This window comes from Candidatus Dedyshia acidiphila (assembly GCF_051025295.1).
In the GTDB taxonomy this organism is placed as follows: domain Bacteria; phylum Acidobacteriota; class Terriglobia; order Terriglobales; family Acidobacteriaceae; genus KBS-83.
In genome coordinates this window covers 44,075-68,747 of the sequence record NZ_JBMGJV010000010.1, presented here as the reverse complement: position 1 = coordinate 68,747, position 24,673 = coordinate 44,075, and the positions used below count along the sequence as shown (strand labels likewise).

23 protein-coding genes are annotated in these 24,673 nt (G+C 63.2%); 16 read left to right on the top strand and 7 right to left on the bottom strand.

What is annotated here, in order from left to right:
* The first annotated feature begins 6 nt into the window (after window positions 1–6).
* Window positions 7–1,041, top strand: coding sequence for a 6-phosphofructokinase (locus tag AC5IJH_RS06355; RefSeq protein WP_491901969.1), 1,035 nt, complete (start codon window positions 7–9; stop codon window positions 1,039–1,041).
* An 83-nt stretch (window positions 1,042–1,124) separates the two neighbouring features.
* Here AC5IJH_RS06355 and AC5IJH_RS06350 read toward each other — a convergent pair whose 3' ends face one another.
* The gene (locus tag AC5IJH_RS06350; RefSeq protein WP_491901968.1) at window positions 1,125–1,979 is read right to left on the bottom strand and encodes an SDR family oxidoreductase; all 855 of its coding nucleotides are present in this window, start codon (window positions 1,977–1,979) and stop codon (window positions 1,125–1,127) included.
* Window positions 1,980–2,163: 184 nt separating this feature from the next.
* Here AC5IJH_RS06350 and AC5IJH_RS06345 point away from each other — a divergent pair, with 184 nt between their 5' ends.
* On the top strand, window positions 2,164–2,718 hold the full coding sequence (locus AC5IJH_RS06345; RefSeq protein WP_491901967.1) for a dihydrofolate reductase family protein: 555 nt from the start codon (window positions 2,164–2,166) through the stop codon (window positions 2,716–2,718).
* On the opposite strand, the gene AC5IJH_RS06340 is transcribed toward AC5IJH_RS06345, so the two are convergent.
* Genes AC5IJH_RS06340 through AC5IJH_RS06330 form a run of 3 tightly spaced genes read right to left on the bottom strand, consistent with a single transcriptional unit; the run spans window position 2,664 to window position 4,810 of the window.
* On the bottom strand, window positions 2,664–3,932 hold the full coding sequence (locus AC5IJH_RS06340) for a glycosyltransferase family 4 protein (RefSeq protein WP_491901966.1): 1,269 nt from the start codon (window positions 3,930–3,932) through the stop codon (window positions 2,664–2,666). The genes AC5IJH_RS06345 and AC5IJH_RS06340 overlap by 55 nt on opposite strands.
* Before the next feature lie 33 nt (window positions 3,933–3,965).
* On the bottom strand, window positions 3,966–4,202 hold the full coding sequence (locus AC5IJH_RS06335; RefSeq protein WP_491901965.1) for an anti-sigma factor family protein: 237 nt from the start codon (window positions 4,200–4,202) through the stop codon (window positions 3,966–3,968).
* Complete coding sequence (locus AC5IJH_RS06330) at window positions 4,199–4,810, bottom strand: sigma-70 family RNA polymerase sigma factor (protein WP_491901964.1); 612 nt, start codon at window positions 4,808–4,810, stop codon at window positions 4,199–4,201. Before AC5IJH_RS06330 ends, AC5IJH_RS06335 begins: the two co-directional genes overlap by 4 nt.
* 534 nt (window positions 4,811–5,344) lie before the next feature.
* Between AC5IJH_RS06330 and AC5IJH_RS06325 the strand changes: the two genes are divergently transcribed.
* The 14 genes from AC5IJH_RS06325 (at window position 5,345) to AC5IJH_RS06260 (ending at window position 23,100) form a co-directional block, all read left to right on the top strand.
* Window positions 5,345–6,358 (top strand): hypothetical protein, encoded by a 1,014-nt coding sequence (locus AC5IJH_RS06325; RefSeq protein ID WP_491901963.1) that lies wholly within the window; start codon window positions 5,345–5,347, stop codon window positions 6,356–6,358.
* A gap of 161 nt (window positions 6,359–6,519) precedes the next feature.
* Window positions 6,520–9,003: a lytic transglycosylase domain-containing protein gene (locus tag AC5IJH_RS06320; RefSeq protein ID WP_491901962.1), complete on the top strand. Its 2,484-nt coding sequence runs from the start codon at window positions 6,520–6,522 to the stop codon at window positions 9,001–9,003.
* 164 nt (window positions 9,004–9,167) lie between these two features.
* Window positions 9,168–10,184, top strand: coding sequence for a 4-hydroxy-3-methylbut-2-enyl diphosphate reductase (locus AC5IJH_RS06315; protein WP_491901961.1), 1,017 nt, complete (start codon window positions 9,168–9,170; stop codon window positions 10,182–10,184).
* A gap of 15 nt (window positions 10,185–10,199) precedes the next feature.
* Window positions 10,200–12,344, top strand: coding sequence for a squalene--hopene cyclase (shc, locus tag AC5IJH_RS06310; protein ID WP_491901960.1), 2,145 nt, complete (start codon window positions 10,200–10,202; stop codon window positions 12,342–12,344).
* Window positions 12,345–12,403: 59 nt separating this feature from the next.
* Window positions 12,404–13,540, top strand: a complete 1,137-nt coding sequence (gene hpnH, locus AC5IJH_RS06305; RefSeq protein ID WP_491901959.1) for an adenosyl-hopene transferase HpnH — start codon at window positions 12,404–12,406, stop codon at window positions 13,538–13,540.
* Between the two features lie 2 nt (window positions 13,541–13,542).
* The gene (locus tag AC5IJH_RS06300; protein WP_491901958.1) at window positions 13,543–13,965 is read left to right on the top strand and encodes a hypothetical protein; all 423 of its coding nucleotides are present in this window, start codon (window positions 13,543–13,545) and stop codon (window positions 13,963–13,965) included.
* A gap of 59 nt (window positions 13,966–14,024) precedes the next feature.
* Entirely contained in the window at window positions 14,025–15,020 is a 996-nt protein-coding gene (hpnA, locus tag AC5IJH_RS06295) for a hopanoid-associated sugar epimerase (RefSeq protein ID WP_491901957.1), read from the top strand.
* Complete coding sequence (locus AC5IJH_RS06290) at window positions 15,017–15,739, top strand: phosphorylase family protein (protein ID WP_491901956.1); 723 nt, start codon at window positions 15,017–15,019, stop codon at window positions 15,737–15,739. Before hpnA ends, AC5IJH_RS06290 begins: the two co-directional genes overlap by 4 nt.
* Entirely contained in the window at window positions 15,720–16,832 is a 1,113-nt protein-coding gene (locus AC5IJH_RS06285) for a zinc-dependent dehydrogenase (protein ID WP_491901955.1), read from the top strand. The genes AC5IJH_RS06290 and AC5IJH_RS06285 overlap by 20 nt, the downstream gene beginning before the upstream one ends.
* Window positions 16,833–16,873: 41 nt before the next feature.
* Complete coding sequence (locus AC5IJH_RS06280; protein WP_491901954.1) at window positions 16,874–17,905, top strand: zinc-dependent alcohol dehydrogenase; 1,032 nt, start codon at window positions 16,874–16,876, stop codon at window positions 17,903–17,905.
* Window positions 17,902–18,870, top strand: coding sequence for a squalene synthase HpnC (gene hpnC, locus AC5IJH_RS06275; RefSeq protein ID WP_491901953.1), 969 nt, complete (start codon window positions 17,902–17,904; stop codon window positions 18,868–18,870). The genes AC5IJH_RS06280 and hpnC overlap by 4 nt, the downstream gene beginning before the upstream one ends.
* A complete protein-coding gene (locus AC5IJH_RS06270) occupies window positions 18,867–19,826 on the top strand; it encodes a phytoene/squalene synthase family protein (RefSeq protein WP_491901952.1) in 960 nt (319 codons plus the stop codon). The genes hpnC and AC5IJH_RS06270 overlap by 4 nt, the downstream gene beginning before the upstream one ends.
* Window positions 19,823–21,235 (top strand): hydroxysqualene dehydroxylase HpnE, encoded by a 1,413-nt coding sequence (hpnE, locus tag AC5IJH_RS06265; RefSeq protein ID WP_491901951.1) that lies wholly within the window; start codon window positions 19,823–19,825, stop codon window positions 21,233–21,235. Before AC5IJH_RS06270 ends, hpnE begins: the two co-directional genes overlap by 4 nt.
* Window positions 21,236–21,288: 53 nt before the next feature.
* Window positions 21,289–23,100, top strand: a complete 1,812-nt coding sequence (locus AC5IJH_RS06260; protein ID WP_491901950.1) for a glycoside hydrolase family 15 protein — start codon at window positions 21,289–21,291, stop codon at window positions 23,098–23,100.
* Here AC5IJH_RS06260 and AC5IJH_RS06255 read toward each other — a convergent pair.
* Genes AC5IJH_RS06255 through AC5IJH_RS06245 form a run of 3 tightly spaced genes read right to left on the bottom strand, consistent with a single transcriptional unit; the run spans window position 23,087 to window position 24,618 of the window.
* On the bottom strand, window positions 23,087–23,737 hold the full coding sequence (locus AC5IJH_RS06255) for a hypothetical protein (RefSeq protein ID WP_491901949.1): 651 nt from the start codon (window positions 23,735–23,737) through the stop codon (window positions 23,087–23,089). The genes AC5IJH_RS06260 and AC5IJH_RS06255 overlap by 14 nt on opposite strands.
* 9 nt (window positions 23,738–23,746) lie before the next feature.
* Window positions 23,747–24,139 (bottom strand): EamA family transporter, encoded by a 393-nt coding sequence (locus AC5IJH_RS06250; RefSeq protein WP_491901948.1) that lies wholly within the window; start codon window positions 24,137–24,139, stop codon window positions 23,747–23,749.
* Window positions 24,136–24,618: an EamA family transporter gene (locus AC5IJH_RS06245; RefSeq protein WP_491901947.1), complete on the bottom strand. Its 483-nt coding sequence runs from the start codon at window positions 24,616–24,618 to the stop codon at window positions 24,136–24,138. Before AC5IJH_RS06245 ends, AC5IJH_RS06250 begins: the two co-directional genes overlap by 4 nt.
* Between the last annotated feature and the right edge of the window lie 55 nt (window positions 24,619–24,673).

The window sequence follows — 24,673 nt, the reverse complement described above, 5'->3', positions numbered from 1 at the left end:
CGACTGATGCGAGTGGGTTTATTGACAGGTGGGGGCGATTGCCCAGGACTGAATGCTGTGATCCGCGCAGCGGTACGCAAGGGCATCTTCCACTACAAGGATGAGTTCGTCGGGTTCCTGGAGGGCTGGCGCGGCGTGGTGGAGAACCAGACCCGTCCGCTCAATGCGGATGCCGTCTCGGGCATCCTGCACCTGGGCGGCACCATCCTGCGCACCTCGCGCACGAACCCGCGCAAGATGGAAGGCGGCATCGACAAGTGCCTCGCTTCGATCAAGGCGAACAACCTCGGCGCGCTGATCACCATCGGCGGCGATGACACGCAGGGCGTGGCAAACGCGCTGATTGAGAAGGGCGTCAAGATCGTTGGCGTGCCGAAGACCATCGACAACGACCTGAGCGGCACGGATGCATGCTTCGGCTTCGACACTGCCGTCAGCATCGCGACGGAGGCGATCGATCGGCTGCACTCGACCGCCGAGGCGCACAATCGCGTGATCGTATGCGAGGTCATGGGTCGCGACGCGGGCTGGATCGCGATCACCAGCGGCATCGCCGGCGGCGCGGACGCAATCGGCGTGCCGGAGAAGCCGCTCGACATCGACCACATCTGCCGCGTGATCAAGCACCGGCACGAGAACGGCAAGAAGTTTTCGATTGTCGTTGTTGCCGAGGGCGCCAAGATGCCGACCGGCGGGCAGGCGACGCAGGGCACGAAGGTCGATGCCTTTGGACACGCACGTCTGAGCGGCATCGGGCAGGCGGTCGCCGAGCAGATCGAAGAGAAGACTGGCTACGAGACGCGCAGCGTCAACCTGGGCCACACGCAGCGCGGCGGCACACCGACTGCGTATGACCGCATGTTGGCGACACGCTACGGTACTGCGGCGATCGATTTGGTGCACCAAGGCAACTTCGGCCAGCTCGTCGTTCTGCGCGGCACCGAGATCACCAGCATCCCGCTCAAGGACGCGATCGCGAAGACTCGCACCATCGGTGACGATCTGATTGCACTCGCGAACGGCTTACAGCCTGAGGTCTAGCTGCAAATATCAGCAAAAGCGAAACGCCGGAGCCTGGTGCTCCGGCGTTTCGCTTTGTGTCGGTCAGAGTTGCCGCTGCGGACTCAGCCTTGAAGCGCCTGAGCGACAGCAGCAGCGAGCGTCGTGGTCGGCCGGCCGAGCAGGTCATGCAGGTCACGACTTGTGCTGTCGAGCTCGCCTCGAGCCACAGCAGCTTCGGCATCGGCCAGCATGTCCGCGACCGGTCCGGGTAGTCCGAAGCCGAGCAACGCCTTGGCGTACTCCTGTGGCGGAAGATTTTTGTACGCGACAGTCTTTCCGGATTGCCTGGAGACCTCGGCTGCGAACTCATCCATGGTGAACCCACTGTCCCCGGCGAGTTCGAAGATGCGGTTCGCCATTCCCGGCTGCGTCAACGCTGCGATAGCCGCCCCGGCATAATCGGCACGGGTTGCGGCTGCAATGCGACCGCCATTCGCGGAGCCCAGGATGGCACCGTGTTGCAGAGCCGGCGCCAGTGCTTCGGTGTAGTTCTCGAAATACCAGCCGTTGCGCAGGAAGACATACGGCAGCCCTGCGGCGCGTATGGCGCTCTCTGTTGCCTTGTGATCGGCCGCGAGCCCGATGGTGCTGGTGTCCGCGCGCAGAATGCTCGTGTAGGCCAGCAATTGGACCCTGGCCTTTTTCGCCGCATTGATTACTGCATGATGTTGCGGCATGCGGTGCTCCAGCTCGTTCGAAGAAATGAGCAGAAGCTTTTCTGCTCCGGCAAATGCGGCTGCGAGTGTCTCCGGCCGCGAGTAGTCGGCCCGGCGTACCGTGACTCCGAGCGACTTCAGTTCCTGTGCCTTCTCGGGGTCGCGGACCGTACCAACGACCTGTGACGCGTTGACCTTCTTCACCAGGCCGCGCACCACGTGGTGACCGAGTTTGCCGCTTGCTCCAGTAACGATGATCATCGCTTCTCCTCGGGAGTTCTGGCGGGCACCAACCCTTGCCGCCGATGTGTCCACAGTAGACCAATAGCTACTGTTCCTAAGTACGTACTTCAGAGCTCCTTACTATGAAAGCTGATCTGAGGCGTCCCGCAACATCGAATGTACCGAGGGGGGCAGCGCCCATGGTCGCCCGTGGAGGGATGCAATGCGCGCAATAGAATACGGCGTCGCGATGAGCCTCGATGGCTACATCGCCGGCCCGAACGGCGAATACGACTGGATCATGAACGATCCTGAGGTGGACGTTGCACTGGCGGAGACGTGGGATCGCTGTGACACACTCCTGATGGGCCGCGTGACCTGGCGCGTGGCGGTCGAGCGGATGGGCGCCAAGGCGTTTGCCGGCAAGGATGTAGTCGTGGCTTCGCGGACCTTGAAGCCCACGGCCGGTGCGCGGGTCGTCGCTGAGCTCGATCCGGCAGCGATCCGGGAGCTCAAGGCGCGCAAGGGAGGAGACATCTGGTTGATGGGTGGAGGCCTGCTGTTTCGCCACTTGCTCGCGATGCAGGCGGTCGACCGCATCTCTCTCGGCATCGTCCCGGTTTTGCTGGGTGGTGGCGTCTCGCTGCTTCCCGCGCCGCCATTGCGAACGTCACTTCGGCTGTGCAAGCACCGCGTTTATGCCTCGGGGATCGTAATGACGGACTATGACGTGGTGTACTCGACCGGCGATGCCGCCCCGGAGACACCCGCCCTTTGATCGAGCACACTGCGATAGATCTCAAGCATGCAGTCCATCTTGCTGTCCCAGGTAAAGTGAGCCAGCAGCCGCTCGCGCCCGGCTGCGCCCATGCGCTCGGATAACCCTGGCACCTCGATCAGGCGCTGCATGGCCGCGGCGAAGCCGGCCACCATTGCCTCGTAGCTTGCGGGCGCGATGAGGAAGCCTGTCTCTGCATCCAGGTAGTCCGCGGGACCACCCCACGCCGTTGCAATCACGGGACGTCCCATTGCCATCGCCTCAAGGACGACTGCTCCGCCGCATTCATAGAGGCTGGGCAGGACCAGGGCGGTCGCCGCAGCAAGCGCCACTGCGCACTCTGGTTGCGTGCGCCAGCCGCGAAACGCGACTCGGTCATTCACTCGGAGCCGAGCGGCCTCTCCCTGCCATGGCTCGCGCATGTTGCCATCGCCGATCACGTCCAGCGTCGCACCGGGCACCCGGGCCAGCGCCTCAAGCACGATCGGCAGCGCCTTCCAGTCCACCAGCCGCCCTAGAAACACGAAGCGCCCGGGCTTTGGCGAGGAGGCGGGTGGCTTCGTCCACTCCGTGAGATCGACGCCGTTCTCGACCAGCTCCATCACGCGGCCGCGTGCCCCACGCGGCAGTGCGCGTGCGGTGCGCTGATTCGCGACCAGCAGCACGGCTGCATTGCGCTTGCCAGGGAGCAGGCGGTTGACCAGAGCAGTCAGCGGCCTTACCAGCGCGACCCAAATGCGGCTCGCGAGCGAATCGCTGCTGCGGAAGGCGGGCGGATAATCCATGCCGCCATTCATCGGCCCGACGATCAGCGGAGCGCCGAGGCCGAAGTAAAGTGAGGGAAACGACGGAGACACAGGCGCGGGCTGGTGCAGCACATCGACGCCGTGCTCGCGGATCAGCCGCTTGATGATCGGCCGTTGTGCCCATTGCGTGCTCAGCAGCATGGGGACGCCAATCGCCGACTCAGCGATGCGCCGCGGTAGCAGCTTCGACATACGGAAAGCCAGCTTGTGAAAGCGCGTGTCCGGCACGAAATACATCCGGTCGCGTTCGCCGGGCAGCAGCTCCTGGAGCTCGCCGCGAACGCGGTCGTGCGCAATCAGCCATGCGTCAATGCCGCGCCGGCGTAGCAGACGAAAGTAGTGGAGGGGAAGAATTGCCTCGCCGCCAAAGCGGGCGGAGGCGTTATCGGCCAGGATGCAGACGCGCATAAGCAAATGGCCGGAGCGGCCAGCGAGCGAAGGTCAGCAGCCGCGCTTGCACTTGGCCAGGATGGCCGCCTGCAGGCGCTCGCGGAGTGAGGTGGGCAGCTCGTACAGCTCGTTCTGGCGGTAGACCTCGATGGTCTTGCGTGTGGTGTTCAGCGTGATGACGCAATGCTCGCACTCGCGCAAATGCAGTTCGAGGTCCGTGCGCAGCGTGGGCGTCACGGCATCGTCGATCAAGTCATCGAGTTCGGCGAGAAATTCCGAGCAGGTCACTGAACACCATCCTCATTCTTCTTGCGGAAATAGCGGCTCAGCCGCTCCCGCAATTGCAACCGCGCCCGCAACAGCCGCGATTTCACCGCCGGCACACTTAGCCCCAGCGCACTGGCTGTCTCCTCCGTGGACAGACCCTCCACGTCCCGCAATACAAAGACCACGCGGAACCCGGGCGGCAGCCCGTTGATGGTCTTCCGCAGGATGTCGGCCAGTTCCGACTGTCCGTACTCCTGCTCCGGATTCGGTCGCCACTCGGCCAGGTCACGCGGCACCGACCCTTCATCGGTCTGCACGTCCTCGTCAATCGACACCATCTTGCCGGTGCGCCGCTTGCGCAGCCGCATCAGTGCTTCGTTGACTGCAATGCGGACCAGCCAGGTGTAGAACTTCGAGTTGCCCTGGAACTGATCGAGCTTCTCGTACGCCTTTAGAAAGGCGTCCTGGACAACGTCCTGCGCATCTTCGCGGTTCTGCGTGATGTGCTGCGCGATACGAAAGACCTGCCGGTCGTATTGCCGGACGAGCGTTTCAAATGCCTGGACGTCACCGTTCCGGGCACGCTCGACCAGCGCCACGTCCGGATGCACCTCCTCGGGTGCTGTCACCGGTGTGTCTTTAGCTTCGATGGTCTGGCTCTCGGAAGGTTTCAGAGTTCGCCTCTCGCTGACGGGATTCTGCACCAATCAGGCACGGGTGATTCTATCAAGCGCCGGTTTGGGAAGCAGGCAAAGGGCAAAGTAGTCGGCTGAAAGGGCGCACAAACCGGAGCGGCCGGTCTGGGAACGGGTGGGCTAGCCAGTCTGGGTGAACCGGTGCCATAGGGAGCCTCCCGAGGCGACGTGAGGCTGTGGCGCGCGCCCGGAACAGGGAAGCGGCTCGACCGCCATCTGCCAGGGCGCGCAGGGTTTTCTCCTGGTGAGGCACTGCCATGCGTGCCTGGCGAAGGTACGTTTTCCACACGGCACCACTCCTTGTTCCCATTTCGGGTCATTTCGCGGACAGCGCGTTGCTGCGAAGGTTGTCACACCAACAAGCACAAATCACACGTGAGGTTCTGCTCACCGGGTTCCGGGAGCACGGCCTTCCTGTTCACGCGACACAACCATGGGTCCCTGTGCCCTCTCCCCCGAGGTGTGCCTTTGAAAACGTTTTTTGCGGCTCTTTCGATTGCTTCTCTGTCCTGCTTTGCACACGCCAGCGTCACCGTGGCTTACCCGCATGCCGGTGCCCAGGTCCTGTCGCCATTCACGGTTCAGGCCACTGGCACACCATGCCAGACCCAGCCGATCGTCGCCATGGCCTACTCGATCGATAGCGGCGTCGATACCGTGATTCAGGCCGCTGCGCTGAACACGTCCACGACTGCCACCGCCGGAGCCCACATCGTGCACGTAAAGTCATGGGGCAACAAGGGTGCCGAGTGCACGGCCGATGTCGCCGTCGATGTGTTGACGAAGCTCCCCAGCATCCCGGCAAACGTCGCGACGATCGCGAACATTCAGGGGTTCACCAATTGGGTCGGCGAGCACGACGCCGCGACCAGTGGCAGCTCGAACGGCTCGACGAGCCTGGTCGCGAGTCCCGCGCTCAACGGCGCCACGCGTCAGTTCAGCTTCAGCTACAGCAACGATGGCGGGCACCGCTTTCACTCGTCGTTCGCGGGGAACACGACAGCGACCCACTTCGTCTACGACACCTACGTGATGCTCAACGCGAACTGCGGCAGCGCATGCGGCACGATCATGAACCTTGAGATGGACATGAACCAGGTGCTCGCGAATCGCAACGTGGTGATCTATGGTGTGCAGTGCGACGGCTGGACCGGCACGTGGGACTACACGGTAAACGACGGTACGGTCGCTCAGTCGCATTCCACGTGGATCCACTCCAACCTGCAGTGCGACCCGCGCACGTGGACGCGCAATGCCTGGCACCATGTGCAGCTCACCTATTCGCGCGATAACGGTGGCAACGTGACCTATGAGACGGTCAGCCTCGACGGCGTGGAGCAGGCCTTCTCCGGGGCGACCGGCCCCTCCCTGTTCGCGCTGAACTGGGGTCCGGTGCTGTTGATGAATCTGCAACTGGATGGCAAGGGCGCGAGCGGATCGCAGACAGTCGAGCTCTCGAGCACCACCGTCTATGCTTGGTAGCGCCGCGCGCGTCTGGGAAAGGTGAGGGAGTCCGTCCCGGGTGGCTGGACTCCTCTCTCCCGTGCTGCGTCAAGGTACTGTCGGCATGCTCCGCCCGGAACATCAGCACACCATTGTTGACATGGCTACCCCCACGTTCGTCGGATAGCCAGCCACAGTGAATGCGCTTAGTCTTTGGACCAGAGCCGTTGCTCATTGAGGTACTGGAAGTGTCATTCCTGCATATCTGTCGGCGTGCCGGGGCTGGTCTGGCGCTCCTGTCGGTTCTCTCGGTCCCCGTATTTGGCGCCACGGCCCAGACGAAGCACCCGGTGTCTCACCACGCCGCGCATAAAGCCACAAGTCCCGCGACCAGCCGCAGCCGTCGCCGGACCACGGCGCATGTCCGCCATGTCCATGCACGGCACGCGAAGCGGACCGCCAAATCCATCGCCCGCAGCCGGCGCCTGCAGCGCGCCTTCGTGGCGTCTTCGCAACTGCGCCCCATGGCGCAACAACTCGCGCAGAATCGCACCCCTGCGGCTTACGCCGGCGTGAGCCGCTACGCCGAGACGCACAAGGGTGATGCGGCGGCAGCAGCCTACCTGGCGCTTGGCCACGCGTACCTGCTCGACCATCGCTTGCCCGAGGCAGTCACTGCGCTGACCCATGCCGGGGGAGCGGGCGACGCACTTGACGACTACGCCACGTATCTGACTGCACAGGCTGACATCCAGTCTGGTCAGTCGCCGCAGGCAGAAAAGCTGCTCACCAGCTTCGCCACCAAATTCCCGGACAGCGTCTTCGTCCCGCAGATGCCGGTGCTGATCGCGAACCTCGCCATCCTCGAAGGCGATCCGCAGACGGCCTTGCGCACGCTCAACGAGCACAGCACAGAGCACCTGGCGGAGAAGCCCGACTACCTGCTGGCGCTGGCACGTGCCCAGCAGGTCGCCGGCAATACGGACCAGGCGGCGAAGACCTTCCGCCGCGTGTACCTCGGCTGGCCTCTCAGCCCCGAGGCTTCGCAGGCCAAGACGCAGCTCCAGGCGATGGGGGCCAACGCTCCGCTCACCGTTGCCGAGCGGCAGCACCATGCAGACGCGCTCTACACGGCCGGCCGCTACAACGAGGCAGCCGATGACTACCGCGCGCTTGCGACCGACCCGAGCGTGCAGGACGAAGAGACGCGGGACCGGCTGCGTGTCGCCGCTATGGCGTGCACTTACAAGCTCAAGCAGGCCAACCGCGAGATGGTCGCCAGCCTGCCCGATACCAACGGCGAAGCCGGAGCGCGCCGCCTCTACCTGTTGACCGAGTTGGCCCGGGACCGCGGCGACGTGGGCGAGCAGCAGGCCGATGTCACGCAACTCCAGCAGCGCTTTCCGGCCAGCCAGTGGCTGGCCGAGGCGCTCTACTCCTCTGGCAACATGTACCTGTTGCGCAAGGATCTGCCAACCGCAGTCAGCTACTACGCCGACCTGGCGCAGCGCTTCCCGATGATCTGCAAGGATGCCAAGGGCCCCTGCTCCGACTATGCCCCCAGCGCGCACTGGCGTGCCGCGTGGTTGAACTACAGGCTGGGCCGGTACTCCGACGCAGCAAAGCTCTTCGACGAGCAGATCGCGCACTATCCGGGCGGTAAGGAGATCCCCAGCGCGATCTACTGGCGCGCCCGCATCTACCAGGATCAGGAGCACCAGCCAGCGAAGGCAGCCGCGTATTACGAGGTCGTGCGCGACACCTACCTGCACTATTTCTACGCGCAGGAGGCAGCGGAACGGCTGAAGGAACTCGGTGCCGTCACGTCAGCCGCCGTGCCGGAGCTCGCCTCCATCCAGCCACCGACCATACCGGCATTGACCGATGATGTGCCGGAAGACGACCCGCACGTCGTCCGCGCAAAGCTGCTGGCCAATGCCGGCCTGAACGAGTACATCACCCCGGAGATCCAGGCCGCGGAAGGCAGCGAAGAATGGGGCGCCTTCGCCGAGGCGGAGATCTATCACTCGTACGGCGAGGACGCGAAGGCGATGCGCGTAATGAAACGTGCGCTGCCGTTCTATACCTCGGCCCCGATCGACGCCATTCCGCTGGCCTACTGGAAGATCCTGTTTCCGGAGCCCTACTGGAGCACGATCGAGAGCGAAGCCTCACATCACAGCCTTGACCCGTACATGGTGGCTGCGCTCATCCGGCAGGAATCGGAGTTCAACCCGACGGTCGTCTCGCACGCGAATGCCTGGGGGCTGATGCAATTGCTGCCCAGCGTCGGGTCCGAGATGGCGCACAAGGAAGGCATCCGGCACTTCGATCACAACGAGCTGCTGAACCCTTCGGTGAACATCAAGCTGGGCACACGCTACCTGCGCCAGACGCTGGACAAGTTCGGCGACAAGCCCGAGTTTGCCTTCGCCGCCTACAACGCGGGCGACGACCGCGTCCAGGACTGGCAGTCGGGCGCTCCGTTTCACGGCATGGACGAGTTCGTTGAGTCGATCCCGTTCACCGAGACACGCGAGTACGTACAAGGCATCGTGCGCAACCAGATGATCTATCGCGACCTGGCCGCACACCGCGCGTCGACGGGTCCGGTCAAGGCAGCTGCCGCCTCCGAACCGGCAAAGGGTGCGCCGCAGCGGGCCAGTGTAGGAGCCGACAACTGAGCGGAGGGGAGCCGACTGAAACACCGAGAGTCGCTTCCGCTCTGCCAGTAACCAAGGAATAACCCTGCACGGGCAGCACTTCGTGGCTGTGCAGGGCGTGAAATGCACCATCGAAGGTGCGACTATTCACTGACAAGCCGGAACCCACCCGGTATACTGGGACAGTGACTTCCTACACGATTGAGCCCTCCGCGTCCGACCCTGGCGCTCCCCTCTCCACAACCGAGAAGCGTGTGCTGCTGCTGAAGCCGCGCGGCTTCTGCGCTGGTGTGGTGCGCGCGGTAGACATCGTACGGATCGCGCTTGAGACCTTCGGCGCGCCCATCTACGTCCGTAAGGAGATCGTGCACAACAGCTTCGTCGTGAACGAGTTGGCGGAAAAGGGCGCCATTTTTGTCGAAGACATCGACGATGTGCCCGAGGGCATGCGCGTGATCTACTCTGCGCACGGCGTCTCGCCCGCGGTTCGCGCACGGTCCAAGGAACGGCGGCTGAAGGTGATTGACGCGACCTGCCCGCTTGTCACAAAGGTTCATGTCGAGGCAGTAAAGTTTGCCAAGCAGGGTTACTCTCTCGTGCTGATCGGGCATCGCGATCACGATGAGATCGAGGGCACGCTCGGCGAAGCGCCGGATGTCACGCAGGTCGTGTCATCGGTTGAGGAAGTCGCCACCCTGACGGTGCCCGATCCGAACCGGGTCGCCTACCTGACCCAGACCACGTTGAGCCTCGACGAGGCGCGCGACATCATTCAGGCGCTCAAGGAAAAGTTCCCCAAGATCGTCGGTCCGCATTCGCAGGACATCTGCTACGCGACCGAGAATCGCCAGGTGGCCGTCAAGAATGTGGCGCACACGGCGGACCTGGTCCTGGTGGTTGGTTCGAACAACAGCTCCAACTCGAACCGCCTTGTCGAGGTGTCGCGCAACCTGAACACGGTGGCACACCTGATCGACAACTCCGAGGCTATCCGTCCTGACTGGCTCGCCGATGTGGCGACGGTGGCTGTGACGGCGGGCGCCTCCGCGCCCGAGATTCTCGTCTCCGAGGTGGTGGCGTATCTGCGGGAGCGGGGCTTTGGCTCGGTGGAAGAAGTAGAAGTGGTCCCCGAGAATGTGCGCTTCGGCCTGCCGGCCGAGATCGTACAGGCCATTGGACCGGCAGCGGTCGCGGCCCGCTAAGGGCGGAAGGATTCGATGAGCCGATTTCCATCGTTGGACGACGATCCGTCAGGAGCGGAAGGCTCCGTGTCTGCTCCCAGGGGCACCGCCCCGGCTGCAACAGCCTCCGCAACGCAGGTGAAGAGCAACGCCGCCACGCAGAACGGTAAGTGGCGCAGCGGCGGCCAGCCCGGCCCGCGCTTCGGACGCATCGACGCTGGTCTCGATCAGGTAGCCGAGGCAGTCGAAAGCTCGAAGGATCACATCTTCCGCATGCAGCAGGAGGACGGGCACTGGGTTGGCGAGCTCGAGGCCGACGCCATGCTCGAAGCCGACTATATCTTCCTGCACACGCTGCTCGAGACGCAGGACGAGCGGACACGCGGACGCATGCAGCGCGCGCTGACCGAGATGCGCCGCTTCCAGAATGAAGACGGCAGCTGGAGCATCTATCCGGGCGGTCCTGGGAGTGTCAGCCTCGCCGTGAAGTGCTACTTTGCGGGTAAGCTGATGGGCCACACGGCCGATGAGCCGTGGATGACCAAGGCGCGGGAGTGGATTCTGGCCCGCGGTGGCGTCGTCGAGTGCAATACCTTCACCAAGATTTACCTCTGCGCGCTGGGCCAATACGAGTACAACGCCGTGCCCGCGATCCCGCCGGAGATTGTGCTTGCGCCGCGCTGGTTCTATTTCAATATCTACGAGATCTCCTCGTGGTCGCGCGCCATCCTGGTGCCGCTTTCGATCGCTTACGCGAAGAAGCCATTCAAGAAGATTCCGCCAGAGCGCGGCATCGACGAGTTGTTTGTCGGCGGACGCGAGCAGGCCAACCTCAAGCTGCGCTGGAACCGTGATTCGGTCGCCAGCTGGCGCAACTTCTTCCTGCTGCTCGACCGCATGGTGCACTGGGCTGAGCGTGTCCACATCCGTCCGCTGCGCAAGATCGCGCTCCGCAAGGCAGAGAAGTGGCTGCTCGAGCGCTTCGAGATGTCCGACGGCCTGGGCGCGATCTATCCAGCCATGATGAACGCGATTATCGCGCTGCGCGTGCTCGGCTACTCCGAGGACGACCCGCACTTCATCCGCGCGATGGACGAGTTCGAGAAGCTGGGCATCGATGAGCCGGAGGGCACGCCGGATTGTCCGGAGCCGACCTTCCGCATGCAGCCCTGTGTCTCGCCCGTGTGGGATACCGCGCAGATGGTCTATGCACTGGGGGAGGCGGGTGTCTCGCGGACCGATCCGCGCATGCTCAAGGCGGCTGACTGGCTGCTCTCGAAGGAAGTGCGCCACAAGGGCGACTGGGCCGTGAAGGTGCGCAACGCCGCGCCCGGTGGCTGGTACTTCGAGTACAACAACGAGTTTTATCCGGACACGGACGACTCGGCGCAGGTGCTGCTGGCGTTGAACAAGGTCGACAACCCGCGCGAGCGCTACCAGTATGAGGTCGCGCGTAGGGCCATCGACTGGATCTTCGCCATGCAGTGCCGCAACGGTGGCTGGGCCAGCTTCGACAAAGACAATACGAAGATGATCTTCCAGCACATTCCGTTCGCGGATCACAACGCGATGCTCGATCCGCCAACGGTCGACATCACGGGGCGCATCCTCGAGATGCTGGCCACCTATGGCTATACGCGCAGTGACAAGCGCGTCGAGCGGGCGGTGCAGTTCATCCTCAAGGAGCAGGAGCCGGACGGAAGCTGGTTTGGCCGCTGGGGTGTGAATTACATCTACGGCACCTTCCTGGTGCTGCGCGGCCTTGAAGCGATCGGCATGTGGAACCACGAGCCGGAGATTCAGCAGGCAGCCGAGTGGATCCGCTCGGTCCAGAACGCCGACGGAGGCTGGGGTGAAAGCTGCCACAGCTATGACGATCCGATCACGCGTGGCGTTGGCGTCAGCACACCGTCGCAGACCGCGTGGGCGGTCCTGGGGCTACTCTCGGCGGGGGACAATCGCAGCGACTCGGTCGCCAAGGGCGTGCGCTGGCTGCTCCAGCGGCAGCGTGAAGACGGATCGTGGGACGAGAGCATGGGCGAAGGCCGCCAGCGCGAAGCCATCATCACTGGCACCGGCTTTCCGCGCGTCTTCTACCTCGCCTATCACACGTATCGCGATGTGTTTCCGCTGCTCGCGTTGACCAATTATCACCGCGCCATGCAGGCGCCGGACCAGTAGCGCTTCGAAGCGAAGCGCAGACACCTGCCGCCTGAGGGCGGAGAGGAGAACAAGTATCCATGGCAGTTCCGATTTCCCAGGCTTGGACTGTTGCCAGCTACGTCCTGAAGCAGAAGCTGAAGGGCCGCAAGCGCTATCCGCTCGTCCTGATGCTCGAACCGCTGTTTCGCTGCAACCTGGCCTGCGCCGGGTGCGGCAAGATCCAGTACCCGGCGCACATCCTGAAGGCTGAGCTCTCGCCCGAGGAGTGCTTCCGCGCGGTCGATGAGTGCGGCACGCCGATGATCGCCATCCCGGGCGGCGAACCGCTGCTCCATCCGAAGATGCCGGAGATCGTTGCCGGCCTTGTCGAGCGGAAGAAGTACGTCTACATGTGCACCAACGCGCTGCTGCTCAAAGAGAAGCTGCACCTCTTCAGGCCGAGCAAGTACCTCTCCTTCTCCGTGCACGTGGATGGGCAGAAGGAGCATCACGACTTCTCTGTCTGCCGCGAGGGGGGGCATGAGATCGCGATGGAGGGCATCCGCGCTGCCGTCGCTGCCGGCTTCCGCGTCACGACGAACACGACGTTGTTCGACGGCGCCGATCCGAACAGTGTGCGTATGCACTTTGACGAGCTGATGGAGTCTGGCGTCGAAAGCATGATGGTCTCGCCCGGCTACACCTACGACAAGGCGCCGGACCAGAAGCACTTTCTCGGCCGCGCTCGCTCGCGCAAGCTCTTCCGCGCCATCCTGTCGAATCGCAAGAAGAGCTGGGCCTTCAATGCGTCGCCCATGTTCATGGAATTCCTGATGGGCAAGAAGGAGCTGCGCTGCACGCCGTGGGGCATGCCGACGTTCTCCATCTTCGGCTGGCAGAAGCCCTGCTACCTGCTGCAGGACGGCTACGCCGACACCTTTCAGGAGCTGATGGACTCGGTCGAGTGGGCCAACTACGGCACGGAGAGCGGCAATCCGCGCTGTGCCAACTGCATGGTGCACTCTGGCTACGAGGCCTCTGGCGTGAATTACACCTTCGGCTCGTTCAAGGGCCTGCTCCAGACCGCGCGAGCGCTCCTGAATTTGTATCCCGACCAGGGCGCGCAGAAGCTGCTGAACGAGTGGAAGCCTGCGCACCCGGCCCCATTGGTGCAGATCGGCGCTACGCCTGCGAAGACCTCTTCGGTCGAGCTGCAGGGCGTCTCTGGAGATTGACCATGACGACCGAGACGCAGCCGCACCTCAATCCAGACGAAGTCGAAGTCGCTGCCGGACGCGAGCGCGAGGATCTACAGGGCTGGATCCCGTCGCTCGCGAGCGACGAAGAGACCCGCCTCGCGCTCGAGAAGGCCTTCGACTATCGCGGCGATGTGACGATCACGCGCAAGGACGGTTCGACCGTCGAGGGCTACATCTTCGACCGTCGCACTGGTCCGACGCTCGCCGCGTCTGCCGTCCGCGTGCTACGCCCGGGCTCCACCGAGAAGCTCTCGATTCCATATAGCGACATCGCAGCGCTTGCCTTCACAGGACGCGATACCGCGGCCGGCAAGACCTTCGATGCCTGGGTGAAGAAGTACTGGGAGAAGAAGGCGGCGGGTGAGAAGGGAATCGGCATCGAGGCGGAGTCGCTCGACTAACCGATGCTGCGCCCGCACGACCTCCGGCCGTTCCGCACATCGCCAGCGGTTCACTTCGCATGAACGTCTTTCTGACCGGTGCAACCGGGTTCGTCGGTAGCCACGTAGCGCAGGCCTTTGCTCAATCTGGTGCACGGTTGCGCCTTCTCGTTCGCTCTACGAGCCGGCTCGATAATCTCGCTGGTCTGAGCGGTGACACCGTAATTGGTGATCTGCGGGACGTCTCTAGTTTTCAGTCCGCGCTTGCTGATTGCGATGTGCTGGTCCATGTCGCCGCAGACTACCGTCTCTGGGTGCGCGATCCGCAGGCCATGTACGCCGCCAACGTCAATGGCACGCGACAGCTACTGGCCGCGGCCCGCGAAGCTCGCGTGCGGCGCGTGATCTACACGTCGAGCGTGGCGACGATGGGCTTCCGCTCCGACGGAACGATCGTCGATGAGAGCTCGCCAGTGTCGCTCGATGACATGATCGGCCACTACAAGCGCTCGAAGTACCTCGCGGAGCAGGAGGCGATCGCCGCCGCGCGCGCCGGGCAGAACGTCATCATCCTGAACCCGACCACGCCCGTCGGTTCCGCCGATCTGAAGCCGACCCCGACCGGGCAGATCATCGTCGACTTCCTCAACCGGCGCTTCCCGGCCTACGTCGATACGGGACTCAACCTGGTGGACGTAACGGAAGTCGCGACCACGTATGTCGCGGCGCTCGAGCGTGGCACTCCAGGTGACCGCTACATTCTAGGTGGCGAGAATCTCTCCCTGAAGCAGATACTGGACAAAATGTCTGCGATCACGGGTCTTCCCTCACCGACGATGAAGGTGCCGCACGCGCTGGCTATGGCGTTCGCCTTCTTTGACGAGACGGTCACCGGTCGGCTGCGCGGCAAAGAGCCGCGCGCTACAGTCGAGGCCGTGCGCATGGGCCGTAAGAAGATGTTCGCCTCCTCCGCCAAGGCAGAGCGCGACCTTGGGTTCCACGTGGTGCCGGTGTATGCGGCGCTTCGCTGCGCCATTGACTGGTTTCGCGCGCACGGATATGCGCCGCAGTCATGAGCTATCGCGTTGGCATCGTCGCCGCTCTCCCCGCTGAGTTGAAGCCGCTGGTGCGGGGCTGGGTGCGCCAGCCAGACGGCACGTACCTGCAGCAGCACGGGCAGTTCGCCGCGCTGGCAATCGCTGGCGGCATGGGCGTAGAGAACGCAAAGCGGGCTGTCGAGCAGCTTGCTTCCCATGGCGCGCTCGACGCGCTTGTGTCCATTGGCTGGGCCGGCGCGACGTCCTGCGGTGTTCAGCCCGGGAAGACTTACGACGTCGGCGAAGTCATCGACGAGGTGGGCGGCAACCGCTACCGCACAGCGAACGAAGCCAACGCGCTCAAGCTCGTAACGTCGCCGCGCATCCTCGGTCGCCAGGAAAAGCGCAGCCGTGCGGAGCAGTGGGGCGTGTCGTTGGTTGACATGGAAGCTGCAGCCGTCGCGAAGCTCGCGCAGGAGCAGAACATCCCGTTCTTCTGCTGGAAGGCGATTACCGACAGCGCCAATGAAGAGCTGCCCGATCTGAACCAGTTCGTGGTCGATCATCAACTGCGTTTGCCGCAACTGGTCACGTATGTACTGCCGCGGCCGCGATATATTGCACCATTGCTGCGCATGGGCAGGAACGGCCGGAGCGGCGCTGAGGCGCTGGGTCGCACCGTCCAGCGCTGGTTATCCACGATTCAGTCCCGTGAGGCAGGGACGACCCAGGGGAACTATGCAGACAGCCACCGTTGAACAGGAGACCGTCACCGTGCGGTCGATTTCGGAGACGATGCAGGCCGCGGTGTATCGCGGGGTGAACGATGTACGCGTCGAGAGCGTGCCAGTGCCGCGCATCGGTCGCGGCGAGATCCTGCTACAGGTAGTCACCTGCGGCGTGTGCGGGACGGACCTGAAGAAGATCCACAGCGGCTCACACTCTGCCCCACGCATCTTTGGGCACGAGATCGCCGGCATCGTCGCCGCTGTGGGCGAGGACGTTGAGGGTTGGACGGTGGGCGATCACGCCATGGCCTTCCACCATTCGCCCTGCGGCGACTGCTACTACTGCCGCAAGAAGACTTTTGCCCAGTGCAACGACTACAAGCGCGTGGGCTGTACGGCGGGATATGAGCCATCCGGCGGCGGCTTTGCCGAGTACATCCGCGTCATGGACTGGATTGTTCGCCGCGGGCTCATCAAGCTGCCAAAGGACCTGCCCTTTGAACAGGCTGCGTTCATTGAGCCGCTGAACACTACCTACAAAGGCGTCCGGGTGCTGAACCTGCAGCCGGACGAAACAGTTCTGGTCATTGGACAGGGCCCGATTGGGATACTGCTGGCCACCCTGGCCCGGCGGACCGGAGCCAAGGTATTGACCTCCGATCTTTACCCGCAGCGGCACGCGATTGCGCGTACCTATGGTCTGGAGCACCCGATCGACGCCAGCACGGAGAACGTGGTCGAGCGGGTTCGTGCCGAAAGCGAAGGGCGTGGTGCGGACGCGGTGATGCTGGCGGTTGGCGGCAATGGGCTGATCCGGACAGCCATGGACGCCGCGCGGTGCGGGGGCCGGATCATGCTGTTTGCCCAGACACAGCACGGCGATGCGACCTTTGACCCGGCGACCGTCTGCATGGATGAAAAGACCTTGATGGGCTCCTACAGTTCCTCGGCCGAGATCCAGGACGAGGGCGTCCGGATGGTGATCGACGGCTACCGGAATGGTTACGACCTGACCCGGTTGATTTCGCACCGCTTTCCGCTCTCCGAGGCGGCGGAGGCAATCCAGTTCGCGTCCGTGCCGCACCCGGACTCTATGAAGGTCATGATCGAGCCGGGCCGTTGACGACCGGCCCAAAGTGAGAAAATAAGGGTATGGGGATCGGTATGCAGGCAGCCGTCCTGTACGGCAAGGAAGATATTCGGATCGAAGCGGTAGAGCGGCCGATCCCCGGTCCCGGGGAGATCGTCGTCCGCGTCCGCGCCGCGCTGACCTGCGGCACCGATCTGAAGGTCTTCCGCCGTGGCTATCACGCCCGCATGCTGAAGATGCCCGCTCTGTTTGGCCATGAGCTGGCGGGGGTAGTCGCCTCTGTCGGCGAAGGAGTGACGCAGTTTGAGCCGGGCATGCGCGTGGTCGCACTCAACTCTGCCCCATGCGATCGCTGCTACTGGTGTGGACGCGGACAGCAGAATCTTTGCGAGGATCTGCTCTTCAACAATGGCGCCTACGCCGAGTGGATCCGTGTTCCTGCGCGTATAGTTGAGAAGAACACCCTCCCTGTGCCATCGCGTGTCACCGATGAGCACGCGGCCTTAACCGAGCCGCTGGCCTGCGTACTGCGCGGCCTTGAGGAGAGCCGCGTGCGCCCGGGTGACCTGATGGCCGTCATTGGCGCGGGGCCGATCGGATTGCTGATGATCCACGCCGCTTCGTTGAGCGGAGCGAACGTGATCGCGGTCGTGAAGCACGACCAGCAGGTGAAGGCCGCCCGGCGCCTCGGCGCGAAGCAGGTGATCCAGACCACGCGCGTCGACAACGCCGTTGCCGCTGTGCGCGCGCTCACGCCTGATCATCGCGGCGTCGACATTGCGGTCGAGTGTGTCGCGTTGCCGTTGACCTGGCAGTGGGCGGTCGACATGGTGCGTCGTGGCGGACTGGTGAACTTCTTCGGCGGCCCCGCACAGGGAACGCGCGTAGAGCTAGACACCAATCATCTGCACTACAACGATATTGAGCTGAAGGCCAGCTTCCATCACACGCCCGCGGTGTGCCGGCAGGCGCTCGAGCTGATCGCAGATCGGCGCTTCGATGCGGATGCGTTCATTACTGGACACGCGCCGCTGCGCGACCTGGCTGCCGTGTTCGCCGGGATGCTGCACCGCACCAACGAGATTAAAACGGTGATCCTGCCATGAGCACGGCTGCGGCTGCCGCGACCGAGCAGTTGATCGAGCAGGGCTGGGCTGCGCTGCCGGATTCGTATCGCATTCCCGACATAGCGCCGACTCTTGCCGAAGCGCAGCAGTATTGCCGCACCCTGGCCGAGACGCATTACGAAAACTTCCACGTCGCCTCGCGCCTGTTGCCGACGCGTCTACGGCCGCACTTTCACAGTATCTACGCGTACTGCCGCATCTCGGATGATCTTGGTGATGAGGTAGGGAGTGCGGAGCAGGCGCTGGCTCTGCTCGCACTGTGGCAGCAGGAGCTGGACGCCTGCTATCGCGGTGAGGCGCGACACCCGGTCTTCGTTGCGCTGCGCGAAACGATCCGCGTGTGTGACATTCCGCAGGAGCCGTTCTCCGATCTGCTGGTCGCATTTCGGCAGGATCAGATTGTGACTCGGTACGCGAACACGGACGAAGTGCTCAACTACTGCCGGTACTCTGCCAATCCCGTAGGGCGACTCGTTCTCTATGCATGCGGATATCGCGATGAGGAGCGCTTCCGTCTCTCCGATGAGACCTGCACCGCGCTGCAGTTAGCGAACTTCTGGCAGGATGTCGCGCAGGACTGGGATCGTGGACGCGTGTACCTTCCGCAAGATGCAATGAGCACCGCGGGTGTGACAGAAGCGATGATTGCAGAGCGTCGAGCCACTCCGTCGTTTCGCTCGCTGCTCCGTCAGCAGGTGACCGACGCACGCACGATGTTCTGTCGTGGCGCTCCGCTGATTCGTATTGTTGATCGCGAACTTGCGGTGGATCTCGATCTGTTCACGCGCGGCGGCCTTGAAATACTGCGTGCGATCGAGCAACAGGACTACGATGTGCTCACCCGGCGTCCAGTGATCTCGAAGGCGCGCAAGGTGCGGTTGCTCGGGGTGGCGCTCGCGGGCCGGTATGTGCCGGGTCTGCGCCCGGGGAGTAGTCTTGCTTGATCTCCCAGCGCGAGATTGACGCCGCGTACGCGAACTGCCGGGCGATCGCGAAGCGTGAAGCACGAAACTTCTATTACTCCTTCATTGCGCTGCCACCACAGAAGCGGGATGCGATGTGCGCGATCTATGCCTTCATGCGCCGCGCGGATGACATCTCCGACGACGAAAGTAAGGACCACGCCACCCGCCGCGCCGAACTCGCGCACTGGACCGAGCAGTGGCGCACCGATGCTGCACTCTATGACCCGGTCTTCATTGCAGTGCGGGATGCCCAGCATCGCTTCTCGATCCCCGATCAGTTACTCGAGCAGTTGATCCAGGGCACGGCGATGGACCTTCGGCCTGAAGCCGAGAATCGCCGCAACGAGGAAGGGCTCGACACATTCGCAACCTTCCCTGATCTCTATCGCTACTGTTATTACGTTGCGTCGGTTGTCGGGCTGGTCTGCATCCATATCTTTGGCTATCAGAAGGGAAGCCATGGAACCGATGCGGAGAAGCTGGCTGAGGAGACCGGCATAGCCTTCCAGTTGACCAACATTCTGCGGGATGTGCGCGAGGACGCTGAGCGTGGCCGAGTCTACATCCCCGCTGACGAGCTGGATGCCGCGGGCACCAGCCCTGCGGAGTTGGCCACCGTGCGTACCGGGAGCGATGTCACCGATGCACAGCGCCGCGTTCTGGCCGGCGTTGCACGCCGGGCGCATTTCTACTACCAGTCCGCCGACCGGCTGCTGCCTCTCATCGATGCCGACAGTCGGCCCGCGCTGCGCGTGCTCGTGAACATCTATGCGCGTCTACTCTCGCGCATAGAAGCTAACAAGTTCGATGTTTTCAGTGCACGCATTCAGGTGCCCACCTGGCAGAAGCTGGCGATGCTCTCCGGTGGAATGACGCGCATGCTGCTTCTCCGGGCACGCTCGCGACGCCCAGCGGCGGCGGGTCTGTCTCGTTGAGCGCTCAGCCACAGCGCGTTGCCGTTGTGGGAGCCGGTGTCGCCGGGCTGGCTGCTGCCTGTGCGCTGGCCCAGGATGGATCTGCCGTCGAGCTGTTTGAGCGGCGTCCCTACGTCGGGGGCCGCGCGTCGTCGTACCTTCACCCCGGAGTCGGTGAGGTCATCGATAACTGCCAGCATATTGTGCTCGGCTGTTGCACGAATCTCATTGATCTGCTCAAGCGGGCAGATGCTTCTGACCGTATCCGCTGGTCAGACGCGATCACCTTCCTCGAGCCTGGCGGCCGTCGCACCCGCCTCGCGCCGTCGCCACTGCCGGCCCCGCTTCACACCACCCCTTCGTTTCTCACCGCTGGTGCCCTCGGCATTCGCGATAAGCTCGCCATCGCACGCGCCATTGCCGTCTTTCTGCGCGGTACTCGGCTTGAGCACGATGAGGAGAACTTCGCGGATTGGATGAAGCACACTGGCCAGACCGAGCGTGCCATTGAGCACTTCTGGAAGCCCGTTCTCTTCAGCGCACTCAACGAGGATCCGGAACGCATCTCGCTGCGCTACGCGGCGAAGGTGTTCCGTGAGGCATTTCTCTATTCCGCGCAGGCCGGCCACATGGGCGTGCCGCGTGTGCCGTTAAGTGAGCTCTACGGGTATGTGGCCTCGGCCATCGAATCCGCAGGTGGCACCATCCGGCTGCGCTCATCGGTCGAAGCCCTTCGCTTTGACTCCGTTACCCAGCGATGGAAGCTCAAGGTGAGCGGGGAAGAGCGCTCCTTCGACTCTGTTGTGCTGGCGCTCTCGTTCGAAGGGCTCGCGAAAATGCTGCCGATCCTGCCAGCTGGTGACGAGCGGGAGCGTCTGCGCGAACTGCTCACTGGCTTCGATCATTCGCCACTCACCGGCATTCATTTGTGGTTCGATCGCGAGATCACGGATCTTGACCACGCCGTGCTGCTCGATACAACAATGCAGTGGCTCTACAACACATCGCGGCTGCAGCCCGAACGTCAGCATGAACGCGCGGGATACCTCATCGAGCTCGTGGTGAGTGCATCGAAGTCGCTTGTCTCGATGGAGCGGCAGGCCATCATCGACCTCGCGGCACGTGAGCTGGCGATGTTCTTTCCTGCTGTGCGCGAGGCGCGTTTGATCAAGGCAGCTGTGGTCAAGGAGATGCGAGCAACCTACTCCATCGTTCCGGGGCTCGACAGGCTGCGGCCCGCCGCAGAGACGGAGTGGCCCGGTCTCTACCTTGCTGGTGATTGGACGGCTACCGGCTGGCCAGCCACGATGGAGAGTGCGGCGCGCAGCGGCTATCTGGCAGCCGAAGCGATCGCGCGGCAATCCGGTCGCACGGCGAAGTATCTTGTGCCTGACCTTCCGCGCCGTGGGCTGATGCGTCTGCTGCCCTGACGCGTTGGCGATGCACAATGCGCATCCAATGAGCCGGAGGGAACACGCACAGCATGGACTTCCGCCCGATCGAAGACTACGGCGTTATCGGCAATATGCGCTCCATCGCCCTGGTCAGCATGCAGGGATCCATCGATTTCTGCTGCTTTCCGCGCTTCGATTCGCCGACGATCTTTGCGGCGCTCCTTGACGCTGACAAGGGCGGCTACTTCTGTGTGAAACCCGAACTGGATGGTGAGCGGAGTAAGCAGCTCTACCTTCCGCAGAGCAATGTCCTGCTGACGCGCTTTCTCTCGGATCACGGCATCGCCGAGATTACAGACTTCATGCCCATCCTGCGGGATAACGCACCGAATCAACTGGTGCGTGGCATTCGCGTGATCCAGGGCAAGATCACGTTCCTGCTTGGCTGTTTTCCTCGCTTCGATTACGCACGACGCTCGCACACTGTAGAGAAGCGCGATGATGCCGTCGTGTTTCGACCGGACGGCGGAGACCAGCCGGCGATGGTGCTCAAGGCGCCGTTCCCGCTTGAAATCAGCGGCGACGGAGTGAAGACGACCTTCACACTTGATGAGGGCGACACGGCATACATCTGCTTCAGCGAGGACTGCCCTGAACTGAGCCGTCCGCTCGATCAGACGCTGCTCCACGGCCGCTTCGAACAGACCAATAACTTCTGGCGCGACTGGGCCGGACGCTCCCGGTACAGCGGCCGCTGGCGCGAGATGGTCACGCGCTCCGTGCTGACGCTGAAGCTGATGACCGATCACGAGTATGGCTCGATCATTGCGGCGCCAACCTTTGGACTACCGGAGCAGATCGGGGGAGAGCGCAACTGGGACTACCGCTATGTCTGGCTGCGCGACGCGTCGTTCACGCTGTACGCAATGATGCGGCTCGGCTACATCGAAGAGGCAGAGCAGTTTCAAAAGTGGTTGAGCTCGCTGATGGACTACAACTCCGAGCAGGGGCCGCTGCAGGTGATGTACGGCATCGATGGGCGGCACAAGCTGGACGAGCAGACGCTCGATCACTTCAGCGGTTACATGGACTCCCGGCCGGTCCGGATCGGCAACGCAGCCTATAAGCAACTGCAACTCGATATTTACGGTGAGATGTTCGACGCGATCTATCTTGCCAACAAATACGGCGAGGGCATCAGCCACGATGGCTGGCTGTCGATGAAGCGCGTATTGGAGTGGCTGGCGAAGAACTGGAATCGTCCGGACGAGGGAATCTGGGAGGTGCGTGGCGGTCGGCACAATTTTCTTCACTCGCGCATGATGTGCTGGGTTGCGTTCGATCGAGCCATTCGCCTCGCTCAAAAGCGCTCGCTGCCCGGCCCGCTCGACTGGATGTTCAGCACGCGGAATGCGATCGCAGACGACATCCATAAGAACTTCTGGAGTGAGCCTCTGCAGTCGTTTGTGCAACACGAGGGATCGGACACCCTCGACGCGGCAGTTCTGCTGATGCCGCTGATCCGGTTCATCAGTCCGCGCGACCCGCGCTGGCTTGGCACGCTACGCGCGATCGAGAAGCAGCTTACGGTCGATACGCTCGTGTATCGCTACCGGGCGAACGAGACGCCCGACGGCCTCACAGGAACGGAGGGCGCATTCACTGCGTGCTCGTTCTGGTTCATCGAATGCCTGGCGCGCGCAGGTGAGCTCGACAAGGCGCGGCTGCTTTTCGAGAAGATGCTCGGCTATGCGAACCACGTCGGACTTTACTCGGAGGAATTGGGCAGGAACGGTCGGCACCTCGGGAATTTCCCGCAAGCGCTCACGCATCTTGCTCTGATCAGCGCGGCTACTTATCTCGATCGTGCATTATCCGGAAATCTGCCTACTTGGCGCTGATGCGCATTGCTCGTCTGCGCCGTACGAATGCAAGGGCTTGCCCCACGACCGTGACGAGGATAAGCATCGCAGATGCCACCACCCACGCGGATTTGCGGTTCTCGACCGTCTGAAACAGGATGCCGTGCGCAGCCGTGAGAGCGAAGGCTGCGTACGTCCAGCGTTGCAGGTTCTTCCAGCGTGGCCCTCCTATGCGCCGGAGCGAGATGTCGTTCGAGATCGCCAGAAGCATGAGAAGAACGGCTGCGGCCGAAAGGCCGGTGTAATTGGCTGCGCCGAACGCATTCGTCTGTAAACGTGGCGGATGGAGCCGGCGCAGGAAGTACATCCACATTCGGCCGCGCAGGTGAACCGTGAGGCCGATGCCGGTGTGTAGCAGTGCAAGCAGCCCGGCAGCGACACCCGTGTCGCGACGGAGATCGAAGCTGACGGGCAGCGGGCGTCGCCGCAAGACATGCCAGGGACCGAGCAGTAGTGACCAGCTCAAAAAGAACAGTGCACTGTACGCAGTTGCCATGCTCGCGCGGTGGCGAAAGTCCGGCGGCGGCGTGAGCCAGAATGCCAAGGCGGTGAGGATTGCGGCGATTGCGGCGAGCCCGCAGTCCTGCCGGAGCCGACGAGCGTGGTAGCGTCCCATGGTCTGGCTCTAGTGCTTCAGCAGGGCGACGCCGATGCAGACGAATAGCGCCGCCACCCAGCGCCGACGGTCCACGCGCTCCTTGAGAAACACGCGTGCAGCGATCGCGTTCGTCACAAAGGTCAGTGATCCAGCCGCCGGCGCGACCAGGCTGACGTCCGCGTGACTGAGGGTGAACAGCAGAGAGAAGAAGCTGATGGCCATAGCCGCAACACCGGTGACGAAGCGCGGTTCGCTCAGCACGGCGCGGATTGCGCCCAACAGCCCGCTGCGTGCCTTCACGTCATCCAGGTCGCCGATGCGACGCAGTGCGGACGCAATCAGGATGTCGCCTGCTGTCGCGGTGATCACATTCACAGCAATCATTGCCGCGAGCGCTAGGCTGCTTACAGCGTCGATCATCGCTTGACTCCGGTCGTCTCGGCCGCTGAGCTACCAGCAGCGCACGCTTCGAGCTCGGTATCGAGCTTCGGTTGGGTGCCCGGTAGCGCAGCATTCGCCGCCTGCTCGGTATACGCGGGGCCGCGGGTCACGAATCCGACCCCCGCAACGATGCAGAAAATGCCCAGCCAGCGCGCTGGCGTGATCTGCTCATGCAGCCAGAAGCGAGAGAGCAGGGCGACGACGACATAAGCAAACGAGGTGGCGGGCAGCACAAAGGTGACATCGGCCCACGAGAGCGCGGTGAGATAAGAGGCAAAGAAGCCGAGCAGCAGCACGATGCCACCCAGGATCCACGGCATCTTCAATGCGAGCAGCAACGTACTCAGGTGATGGATCGACACAGGACCGAGCTGCTTCATCCCCACGTCGAGAAATGTGTCGCCCAGCGCAGAGGTAAGCGCAACGAGGGCGAGGATGAGATAGCGGCGCGGGGTCATTGAGCTTTGGATACAGCAGGGGCGGCCACGCAGGCCGCCCCTCGAGCTGCTGTTA

Excerpts from the sequence above, each read along its gene's own strand:
- hpnA (WP_491901957.1), top strand. The coding sequence starts at position 14,025 with ATGAACGTCTTTCTGACCGGTGCAACCGGGTTCGTCGGTAGCCACGTA.
- AC5IJH_RS06320 (WP_491901962.1), top strand. The coding sequence starts at position 6,520 with ATGCGCTTAGTCTTTGGACCAGAGCCGTTGCTCATTGAGGTACTGGAA.
- AC5IJH_RS06250 (WP_491901948.1), bottom strand. The coding sequence starts at position 24,139 with ATGATCGACGCTGTAAGCAGCCTAGCGCTCGCGGCAATGATTGCTGTG.
- hpnH (WP_491901959.1), top strand. The coding sequence starts at position 12,404 with ATGGCAGTTCCGATTTCCCAGGCTTGGACTGTTGCCAGCTACGTCCTG.
- AC5IJH_RS06350 (WP_491901968.1), bottom strand. The coding sequence starts at position 1,979 with ATGATCATCGTTACTGGAGCAAGCGGCAAACTCGGTCACCACGTGGTG.
- AC5IJH_RS06260 (WP_491901950.1), top strand. The coding sequence starts at position 21,289 with ATGGACTTCCGCCCGATCGAAGACTACGGCGTTATCGGCAATATGCGC.
- AC5IJH_RS06285 (WP_491901955.1), top strand. The coding sequence starts at position 15,720 with ATGCAGACAGCCACCGTTGAACAGGAGACCGTCACCGTGCGGTCGATT.
- AC5IJH_RS06255 (WP_491901949.1), bottom strand. The coding sequence starts at position 23,737 with ATGGGACGCTACCACGCTCGTCGGCTCCGGCAGGACTGCGGGCTCGCC.
- hpnC (WP_491901953.1), top strand. The coding sequence starts at position 17,902 with ATGAGCACGGCTGCGGCTGCCGCGACCGAGCAGTTGATCGAGCAGGGC.
- AC5IJH_RS06300 (WP_491901958.1), top strand. The coding sequence starts at position 13,543 with ATGACGACCGAGACGCAGCCGCACCTCAATCCAGACGAAGTCGAAGTC.
- AC5IJH_RS06290 (WP_491901956.1), top strand. The coding sequence starts at position 15,017 with ATGAGCTATCGCGTTGGCATCGTCGCCGCTCTCCCCGCTGAGTTGAAG.
- AC5IJH_RS06345 (WP_491901967.1), top strand. The coding sequence starts at position 2,164 with ATGCGCGCAATAGAATACGGCGTCGCGATGAGCCTCGATGGCTACATC.
- AC5IJH_RS06340 (WP_491901966.1), bottom strand. The coding sequence starts at position 3,932 with ATGCGCGTCTGCATCCTGGCCGATAACGCCTCCGCCCGCTTTGGCGGC.
- AC5IJH_RS06245 (WP_491901947.1), bottom strand. The coding sequence starts at position 24,618 with ATGACCCCGCGCCGCTATCTCATCCTCGCCCTCGTTGCGCTTACCTCT.
- shc (WP_491901960.1), top strand. The coding sequence starts at position 10,200 with ATGAGCCGATTTCCATCGTTGGACGACGATCCGTCAGGAGCGGAAGGC.
- AC5IJH_RS06355 (WP_491901969.1), top strand. The coding sequence starts at position 7 with ATGCGAGTGGGTTTATTGACAGGTGGGGGCGATTGCCCAGGACTGAAT.
- AC5IJH_RS06280 (WP_491901954.1), top strand. The coding sequence starts at position 16,874 with ATGCAGGCAGCCGTCCTGTACGGCAAGGAAGATATTCGGATCGAAGCG.